Annotated in this window: 5 protein-coding genes; 2 read left to right on the top strand and 3 right to left on the bottom strand. The window is 44.8% G+C overall.

Going from position 1 to position 10210, the window contains the following annotated elements; all coding sequences use genetic code 11:
• Nucleotides 1–340: 340 nt before the first annotated feature.
• Nucleotides 341–1681 (bottom strand): NADP-specific glutamate dehydrogenase, encoded by a 1341-nt coding sequence (gene gdhA / locus U9Q77_10340; protein ID MEA3287755.1) that lies wholly within the window; start codon nucleotides 1679–1681, stop codon nucleotides 341–343.
• 369 nt (nucleotides 1682–2050) lie between these two features.
• On the opposite strand from gdhA, the gene U9Q77_10335 reads away from it, so the two are divergent.
• Complete coding sequence (locus tag U9Q77_10335; protein ID MEA3287754.1) at nucleotides 2051–6679, top strand: AMP-binding protein; 4629 nt, start codon at nucleotides 2051–2053, stop codon at nucleotides 6677–6679.
• 27 nt (nucleotides 6680–6706) lie between these two features.
• Here U9Q77_10335 and U9Q77_10330 read toward each other — a convergent pair whose 3' ends face one another.
• Both U9Q77_10330 and U9Q77_10325 read right to left on the bottom strand, forming a co-directional pair.
• Complete coding sequence (locus U9Q77_10330; protein ID MEA3287753.1) at nucleotides 6707–7126, bottom strand: response regulator; 420 nt, start codon at nucleotides 7124–7126, stop codon at nucleotides 6707–6709.
• A gap of 201 nt (nucleotides 7127–7327) precedes the next feature.
• Complete coding sequence (locus tag U9Q77_10325) at nucleotides 7328–8626, bottom strand: citrate (Si)-synthase, eukaryotic (protein MEA3287752.1); 1299 nt, start codon at nucleotides 8624–8626, stop codon at nucleotides 7328–7330.
• A 274-nt stretch (nucleotides 8627–8900) separates the two neighbouring features.
• Here U9Q77_10325 and U9Q77_10320 point away from each other — a divergent pair.
• A partial coding sequence (locus U9Q77_10320) for an RsmB/NOP family class I SAM-dependent RNA methyltransferase (GenBank protein MEA3287751.1) occupies nucleotides 8901–10210 on the top strand: 1310 nt, incomplete at its 3' end.

Raw genomic sequence — 10210 nt, 5'->3', positions numbered from 1 at the left:
AGACCGACTTCGGCATAGGCAGGCATAGCCATAGCTATGGTAGGAACTTTAAGTGCAGAGAAATGGAAAAAGCTGAAGAAGTTAAGGTGCAGGTTGGAGGTGCACTTGGTATTATACCACCATAGCTTTGAGATCGCATCGTTTCACTCGAGACGGCCTTTATGCTGAGTGAGAAATACTGTGATGGAGTGCCGCCTGTTCTCGTTTTCCAGACTGCGCCGTGGTAGGCTGTCGTTGCAATCCATCACAAATCGAAAAAAAGTCTGCACCAAAATAGACCCAAAAAAAGCGTAGACCGAAATCTACGCTTTTTTCATTTTTTAGATGATTTGATCAGGTCTTAAACAACACCCTGATCCATCATGGAGTCAGCAACCTTCAAGAAACCAGCGATATTGGCACCGGCAACATAGTCACCGTCATGGCCATAACGTGCAGCAGTTTCAAAGGCATTATTGTGAATATTCTTCATGATGTTATGCAGACGTTCATCCACTTCTTCACGGGTCCAGGAAAGACGCAGACTATTCTGAGACATTTCCAGTCCGGAAACAGCAACACCACCAGCATTGGCAGCTTTGCCAGGACCATAGAGAATCTTGGCTGCTTGGTATACTTCAATTGCTTCAGGATCAGAAGGCATGTTAGCACCCTCAGCAACCACGAAACAACCGTTTGCCATTAGAGCTTTAGCCTCATCACCGTTTACTTCATTCTGAGTAGCACAAGGTAGAGCTACATCACACTTGGTATACCAGGGACGTTTTCCCTCGAAGAATTCAGCGCCAAACTCATCGGCGTATTCTTTAATACGACCACGACGATTATTCTTGAGATCCATAACCCAAGCCAGTTTCTCACGATCAATTCCGTTTGCATCATATATTGTTCCGGCAGAGTCAGAAAGCGTAACCACTTTACCACCAAGATCCAGAACCTTTTCTGTGGCATATTGGGCAACATTACCACTACCAGAAATAGCAACAGTCTTGCCCTCGAAGCTATCTCCACGGGTTTTAAGCATTTCTTCTGCAAAATAAACAGTTCCATAACCAGTGGCTTCTGGGCGAATCAAACTACCACCCCAGTTGAGGGCTTTTCCAGTTAGAACACCTTCAAAAGCATTACGTAGTTTTTTGTACTGACCAAACATGAAACCGATCTCGCGGCCACCTACACCGATATCACCAGCTGGCACATCTGTGTTAGGACCGATATGGCGAAATAGTTCGGACATAAAAGATTGAGTAAAACGCATTACTTCAAGATCTGATTTACCTTTAGGATCGAAATCAGCTCCACCTTTACCGCCACCCATGGGTAGAGTTGTCAGAGCATTTTTAAGAACTTGCTCAAAGCCTAAAAACTTTAGAATACCAAGATTTACACTTGGGTGGAATCTCAAACCGCCCTTATAAGGACCAATGGCGCTATTGAATTCAACACGGAAACCACGATTGACTTGAACAGTACCTGAATCATCAACCCAGGGTACACGAAATATGATCACACGTTCTGGTTCAACCAGACGCTCAAGAATCTTAGCTTCCCGATACTGGGGATTTCGATCGATCACGGGCATCAAAGATGTTACAACTTCTTCGACTGCCTGAATAAACTCCGGCTGAGCCTGGTTCTTTGCCTGGACACCAGCCATAAATTCTGCAACATGATTAGACATGCTTACCTCCTAAATGTTGGATCTCAGCCTTCATACTGCGCTCCTGATGCCGCACGCTTAACGATACGATCGAGACGCCAGTCGCTGAATTATCCGATGTTTGAATACTTTTTTGCATTGCTTTCCTAGTGAGACAAATCTTGTGCCATTTTCGCTCCATTTAGAAAATATCAACATTCTGCTCATAATAAACTATTCGCGAATCTGAATTATTATCATTTACCTGCCCATTTCAATACTGATTACGCTTATCGGTCCATTTTTTAACTTTTGCTCTTTTCATCAAATGAGTATCAGCAATTAATTTGCATGTCAAAGCTATCTCAGATATTTTATTAGCTAAACTAAAAGAACAAATAGGTGAATGTCTTGCTTCACACTCTGATAAGTCGTATTGAAAGTGCTTCACAAAACATTGAAACTGAGATCAAACAGTATTTTGATTCTTTCAACCAACAGAGTGTGCTTGATCAAGCTATCTGGGTCATCGATATTCTCAGATTTGGCGAATTGATTCTTGCTTCAGGAAGTCCCGAAAGTCAACGTCTGCTCCTTGAACAGGGCTGGAATCCAAACTTCACGGCACTGCTGAAAAACAACAATGCCCAGGATCAATGGTTTGATCTGGAAATGCAGCTGATCCGGAAACTGAATTATACACCTGGAGTTCTTTTTCAACGTCGTTCCGCCATGTTGGACAAGAAGTCCCTCTTCAAATTCAAACTGGGGCGCGAGTGGCAGACACGCTCCTGGTCTGCCATCAGCAATACCGTTGACCATCTGGCGGCTGGACTCATTGATCTCATGGGAAGCACGGCTCCACGTATTGCCATTTTATCGGAGAACCGCCTGGAAGTAGCCTGTACTGATATTGCCTGTCTCAGTTATGGGTTTGTCAATGTCCCGATCCAACCAGCAGCTCCACCAGCCCAGGTTGAATACATCCTGCAACACGCTGAGATCGAGGGGATTTTCATCTCGGATTCTCAACACCTCCGAACCATAGAAAGCATTTTACCTGGATTACCCAGATTAAAGCATATCATCACCTTCAATGATGTGGCCTCAACCAATCCACTGGTGAAGCCCTATAAGCGGTTGGTGGAAGATGGGGGTACTGGTGATGCAATGAACTGGCTGGAAGGGATCCGGCTGTCTGTAACTTTGGACAAGATCGCCAGTATCATGTATACATCAGGGACGACTGGTCATCCTAAAGGGATCGTCTTTACGTATGAAAATATCATATCCAAACGATTTGCCCGGTCGTTGGCATTGAATTTGGGTGGAAGTGATAGATTCCTTAGTTTTCTACCTCTGTTCCATACTTTTGGTCGTTTTCTGGAAATGTGGGGATCCATTTTCTGGGGAGCGGAATACACCTTCTCCAGCGGCAAGGGAATTCAATCATTGCTCAGTGACTTGCAGGATATCAACCCCACAGTCCTGATCAGTATCCCCAAAAGATGGCAGGATATCTACGAAACTATTGGCCATAAGATCGATATCATCAATGAGGATGAAAAAACGATCCATCAGGTCGTTAGTAAAGTGACTGGCGGTGCTCTTCGTTGGGGATTATCTGCTGCAGGGTACCTGCCTCCTGAGATCTTTCATTTCTTCCAAACGCATGATCTGCACCTCCACAGCGGGTATGGAATGACAGAGGCAACAGGTGGCATTACCATGACACCAACAGGGGGATATGTAGAAAATTCTGTGGGGCTACCCCTCCCCGGTATGGAGACCCATTTAGCTGATGATGGTGAGTTGTGGATTCGGGGCACCTATGTTTCAGGGAGCTATTGGAAGCCCATTGAACCTGACGATCGCCCTGATGGCTGGTTTACCACAGGTGATATTTTTCAAACCCTGAAGAATGGTCAGATCGAGATCATCGATCGCAAAAAAGAAATTTACAAGAATGCCAAGGGACAAACCATTGCCCCTCAGAAGATCGAGAATATGTTCCGCGATTTTGACAGTATTCATCAATTGTTCATTGTAGGGGATCACATGCCCTACAACACTGCCCTGGTGAGGATCAACCGAAAACACCCTGATTTGCTTGATATCAGAAGTGATGAACAAAAACTGCGTGATTATGTGGCGACCATGATTCACTCGGTTAATTCTTTTTTAGCGCCATTCGAAAGGATCGTTGATTTTCGCCTGGTGAACCGCGATTTTAAAGAAGATCAGGGGGAATTAACTGGAAAGGGCACCTTCAAGCGCAGCACCATTCTCAAGCATTTTGAAGAGACGGTTAAAACCTTGTATGAAAAGCCCTATAAGTCATTCTTCATGAATGATCTGGAAGTTCAGATCCCAAACTGGATCTTCTCACAACGGGGCTGGACCCAAAATGATCTGGAAGTAAAAGGGGCAGTTCTCAGGCATAGGAACCGTAAATTTTTGTTAAGAATCGAACCGGGAAATGGCGAGATTCGGATTGGAACCTTTTTCTATCAATTCGAGGGAAAAGTACTTCCCTTTGATGATTTCATTAGACAACCTGCTTATTGTATTGGCAACAGAGACTTGGAAGATTTCCTGGATTATCCGAACCTAAGGATCAAGCCATTGAATAAGACACCGGGTTGGCTTCCCGGAACCTGGGTCAACATCGATTCTTCAGCACAGGAAATAGCTGGTTATGAAGATCATATCCAAAAAGCCCTTGAGCACGCAGATAACTCTCTGGAAGCCCTGAAACCTGTCATCAACCTGATCTATTCTCAGGCCTTACATCCATCACAAGCAGCTTTCCAACTGTTGGCGCGCATCTATTCGAATTCAGGTGAAAGTGTGCGACACATCATCCGCTATGCTTTCTTGCGTCTGATCCGATCAGATGACCTACCTCAGTCACAGTTTGCAGTCGAACAAATTGTGGCTTTGTATCCAGCCAAGGAGTTTGAACGAGTGGTAAACTACGCTTTGGAGCGTAAGCTGCTCTTTACAGGAGGTTCAAATGACACCTCCTGGTCAAACATCAATATTCACAAGGTATCCCTGGCCACAGATTTCCTGAAATGGTTATCAAATCAGGAAAGCAATATTTCGGAACCTTCCATTTTGCTGCGTAACATTCTGGGAATTTTACTCTCATGGGCGAAACAATATCCAAAGTATTATGCCACCATCCGTTCTGCATTGATCAGCGCAATGGTCAACCTCCCTCCAAGTAGCAAATTAGCCCAGCAGAACCTTTCAGTTTATGGAACACTTTCCCATAATTTCTCATCAGCCATGGGTGAGATCACACCGACCAATTCAGATATCTACGCTGAACAAGCTCCTGGCTGGGAAGCTGTTCTGGTGTTTGATAAGCCAGTTTCTCAAGCTCATCGACTACGAATTACCAGCACATTCACAGACACTACATTATTAAATGAATCCTTATACCTCTTCTTTGATGGAAAGCATCTGGCACTTCAGGATATCCCACCTCAGGGTATCTGGATCACACTGCTGGGAGCTGCTCACGGAAAGACGGTTTACCGTGTCACCGTGCAGAGTAATGCACGAAGTTATAAATTTGCAATTAATCTGAATGACCATCTGAAACCTGAACAGCTTAACACAGAGCTTTATTGGCTCATGGCTTGCTCCCGTGAGAATCATTTGGATCAATTGGTTGAAACATTTGGCTCTTACCAAAAAGAATACGATCTCTGGTCAGAAGAGTACATCCCCGGGCTGACAGTTAGACAATATCTGAAGCAGGCAGTTTGGGCTGAATCCTCGGATGAGTTGCCTGCTCCTGAATACCTGTGGCCCCATTTTGTTTGGACAGGTGTATACACCTATACCAGCTTTTGGAAAAGAACGCGTTTCCAAAAAATGATCGGGGTTCCCAGTCCTGGAAAGATAGTGGTACCTATTCATGACTACCATGTGGGTGGAAGGTTGGTTTCCATTTCTGATATTCGATCGGTCCGCAGCGAACTGGTCTTTCTGGAGAATTTGGAGTCTGCATTTGTCCGTGAGACTGAAAAAGCTTTTGGAGATTTTCAGCTTTGTATTGAATCCAATATAATCTATCATGCAGTCAGGGAAGCCTTGGGTCAAAAACACACCCCGGCATTTTTTAAGGCCATCCTGAGTGATCCAGAATTAAGCACTGTCAGGCGCAAAGACCTCAAATCGTTCCTGGCCACTGTTCAGGAGCAGGGTTTTCAGACTAAATCGGTCTATTTTGCCACTCGCCGGTATCATCGTTGGTTGTCTATAAATCAGGAAGCTACCCTAAAGGCCAAGGCTCATTTTCTGAAAGGTCTTTACCGGGATTATCATATTCAGGATAGCGAACTTGAATACCCCGATGCCCGGGTTCAGCTTTTTTATCAAACAGTCTTTTCACAGGCCAATGATACGCTGAAAGAATATCTGGTAAAGCTTGCTCAGAATCTACGACATCATGCTTTGGATGGACTGACTCTTCAAAGCGAGATCAGCCAATACATTGGCCATCAAGAGGTCGATGAATACTCCGCTTTTTTTCTCAAAAGGTTGGCTTTCCCAGAACTGCCACCCAGCGAGGATATTGAGCTTATCGCAACTCGTTCAACAACCCTGGATGAAGTTGAGATCATGATCTTCCGCCATAATAATAAGGGGGAATCCTATCGCATCCGGCGTGCAATGCACCCTAAAGAGATCATTCAGTTACAACAGCTGTTCCTGAAGACCAATATGGATGTAGGATTTACACAGGAACATCATTTCCTGGTGGCTCTGAACCAGCGGGAACGGGTTATCGGTGGACTATTCTACCTGGATCAAGGTGATGACCTTGTCTATATGGATAAGGTAGTCGTTTCAGAGAATCAGCGTGGCAATGGAATCAGTCGCGGTCTTCTGGATGAATTTGTAAATCGCATGCGTATTGCTAAGAAGAAGATGATCACAACCGGCTTTCTGCATCCTGGATACTTCTACAAGTTTGGTTTTATTATTGAAAAAGACCAGGGAGGCCTGGTCAAATATTTATAGTGAACGCTGTAAAATGAGGGAATCCAGCTAGTTTGTTTCGTCCTCATCTTCCTCAAGAAGATTTTTCATAATCTTGGAAATAAGAGCCTGCTGAATAGCTGCCTGCAGCTCAACATCACTAAATGGTTTTGTGAAGATACCGTGAGAACTGGCTTCCCGGGCAGAATCAAGTGTTGATTTGTCAGTATGGGCAGTAATGAAAATAACTGGAATATCGCTGATTCGGGTGATCTCACGAGTGGCTTCCAAACCTGTCATCCTGCCCTTCAGTGTAATATCCATCAGGATGATATCAGGATCATAGAGCTCAGCTTTTATGATCGCATCGCGACCGTTGTTCACTATACCAATCACTCCATATCCCATTTCCTCAAGCCTGAGTTTTATTTCACTGGCAACAACTATCTCATCTTCGACTATTAGAATACGCGTATCTTTTAGTTGCATCGGGCTTCTGTTCCAGCTTTCTCCTTGAGGTTGTTTATATAGAATCGCATCCATCTAGCTATTATTCTTTTCATCATTCATATCTGAGCGTGCCAATTAAACACAATTTAGGCAATTTATCCATTATAAATCTTGGTCACATCCATATAATTAAAAGCCCCGGTAAGAACCAGGGCTTTCTATCGGTCTGTATCCCCGCTTTTACAAAATTGACTTGATAAACTCGGTAGTCAATGATTTTGGTCTCTCTAGTGGCAGGCCAACAGCACGATCCCAAACAGTGGATGCTAAAACACCCATGGCACGGGAAACGCCAAAGAGAACCGTATAAAAATCATATTCGTGCATCCCATTGTGTACCAGCAACACACCTGAATGGGCATCCACATTTGGCCAGGGGTTTTTGGCCTTCCCCTGCTCCAGCAGGATAGGTGGAACAACTTCATAAAGCATGCTGACAACCTGGAATAGTTCATCATCGGGCATATGTTTAAGTGCAAACTCACGTTGTGCGGAATAACGAGGATCAGTTTTTCTCAAAACAGCATGGCCATAGCCGGGAACCACATTGCCTGAAGCAAGCGTATCCCAGACAAACTTTTTAAGTTCATCCATGGTAGGTACGCCACCACCCAATTTTTCTTTAACTTCCATGATCCAGCGTAACACTTCCTGATTAGCCAGGCCGTGAAGCGGTCCAGCCAGTCCATTCATTCCAGCAGCCAGCGAATAGTAAACATCTGACAGAGTTGACCCAACCAGGTGAGTCGTATGGGCGGAAACATTACCACCCTCATGATCAGCATGGATAGTCAGGTAGATGCGCATGAGTTCACGGAACATCTTGGTGTCAAAACCCATCATGTGAGCCAGGTTACCACCCCAATCCAGTGAAGGATCAGCAGGAATTATGCTACCATCTTTATAGGTGCGACAATAGATATAGGCTGCCAGGGCAGGTAAACGAGCCAGAAGATTCATGGTATCTTCGTAGGTTGGTTTCCAATAGTCCATCTTGTTCATACCATCACGGTATTCTGAGGCAAATTGCGATTCAGTCTGCTGAGCAACAATACCAGCTGAAAATTGGGTCATTGGGTGAGTATCTTTTGGAAGAGCATCAATCACTTTATAGACATGTGCTGGAAGCGATCCACGTTCCTGCCATTCTTTGGTAACTTCAGCGACATTCTCTTCTGTGGGAAGTTCACCAGTCATCAAAAGATAAAACAGACCCTCTGGTAAGGGTTCTTCACCTTCAGCAGCTCGAGGAAGTTTTTCCTGCAGATCAGGAATAGTGTAGCCTCGAAAACGGATACCTTCTTCAGGATCCAAAGCAGAAGTTTCGGTGATCATGACCTTAACCCCACGCATACCACCGTAGGCCTGTGCCACAGTCACATCACATAATTTTTTATCGCCATGATTTTTACGAATATTACCGACTTCTTCACGAAATGGTGGAATGATCTCTTCCATTCTGGTCTTCAACATGGACATATTTATTTCTCCTTTTATTGGCTTGAACTTCTATAAACTAAATGAACAAGAAATTGATTCTAGAAAATACTTGTGCTAAACCGCAATTATTACTCTCGCAAATCAACTTGCAAATATAGTGCCTATGGACAGCGTTTGCGAAACTTTTTTATTGCCAAAGAGAAACTACTCGTTTGTCAAGTAATGCTTATTGAATTTAACTCAGCTGATCAGCCTGGTATTAAGAGCTGTTGAATATTGATTCCATTTAGAAGACTTTGAATTAGTTTGGCGTATGAACACCGAACGAAACCAACTCCCACATCATTTAAAAACTCGACTGATGGATCAGTTGGGAGACCAGTTCAAGGATTATGAAACGGCGCTGACCACACCTGCACCGATCTCGGTGCGTTTGAATCCCGGAAAACCAACCAGACACTTTCTCTCAGAGGAGATCGTCCCCTGGTGTAGTCTCGGTAGATATCTGGACCAACGACCACGCTTTACACTGGATCCGCTCTTCCATTCCGGGACCTACTATGTCCAGGAAGCATCATCCATGTTTCTCTCCCATCTTTTTCAAGAGTTGGTGGATATTGAGAAGGATCTGCGTGTCCTCGACCTTAGTGCAGCTCCTGGAGGCAAGGCGACTCTGTTGCAATCATTGTTGAGCCCTGAGTCACTCCTGGTGGCGAATGAGGTCATCTCCAACCGTAATAAGGTACTCCATCAGAATCTGATCCGCTGGGGAGGTGACAACCATATCATTTCGCAAAGTGATCCTAAAGCTTTTCAGAGACTTCCGGGGTTTTTTGATGTGATCCTGGTAGATGCTCCCTGCTCCGGTGAGGGGCTGATGCGCAAAGAACCTTCTGCCATCAATGAATGGTCCTTACAAAACGTCCAGTTATGCGCATCCCGCCAAAGAAGGATCCTGGGTGATATTGAGCCTGCCCTGGCTCCAGGTGGCTTACTCATTTATAGCACCTGCACTTTTTCAGAGACCGAGAATGAGCAAAACGTGCGTTGGCTACAGGATGAGACTGACCTTGAGGCTGTTACGATAGACATTCCTGCAGAATGGGGCATTCAGGTGTTGGACAGGAATCTACCAGGCTATCGATTCTACCCCCATCAACTCAGGGGTGAGGGTTTTTTTATTGCTGCTTTCAGGAAAGCTGCAGGAATCCAGCACAACCGTCAAGGCAAACCAGCCAATGCTTTGAAGTATCGCACTGACCGGGTCACATCTGAAGATAAATTCTGGCTAGCTAACCCAGACCGCTACCTGTTCTTGACTCGGGAGCAACATAGGATCGCCTTTCCAAAGTCAATTTATAGCGATTATTTGGAACTCAGTAAAGCGATTCGGATCACCCACTCCGGCTTGAATATGGGTAAGGTATACCATGGTAAGTTAAAACCCTCTCCAGAACTGGCACTGAGCCAGTCCATTGGATCAGATATACCGGCTGTTGAGCTTGATAGTGAAGCAGCTTTGAATTTTCTGGCACATTCTAGATTGAGCCTACCGGTAGATCTGAATCACGGTCGATATCTGATTACTCATAAGAGCTATGGATTGGGTTGGGTCAACCTCCT

The organism is Candidatus Neomarinimicrobiota bacterium (assembly GCA_034716895.1).
In the GTDB taxonomy this organism is placed as follows: Bacteria; Fidelibacterota; UBA8477; order UBA8477; family JABMPR01; genus JABMPR01.
Note: the sequence above shows the minus strand (reverse complement) of the source record. Positions and strands in the feature narration are given on the sequence as shown.

Coding starts and splice junctions, on each gene's coding strand:
- gdhA (MEA3287755.1), bottom strand. CDS start 1,681: ATGTCTAATCATGTTGCAGAATTTATGGCTGGTGTCCAGGCAAAGAAC.
- U9Q77_10330 (MEA3287753.1), bottom strand. CDS start 7,126: ATGCAACTAAAAGATACGCGTATTCTAATAGTCGAAGATGAGATAGTT.
- U9Q77_10325 (MEA3287752.1), bottom strand. CDS start 8,626: ATGTCCATGTTGAAGACCAGAATGGAAGAGATCATTCCACCATTTCGT.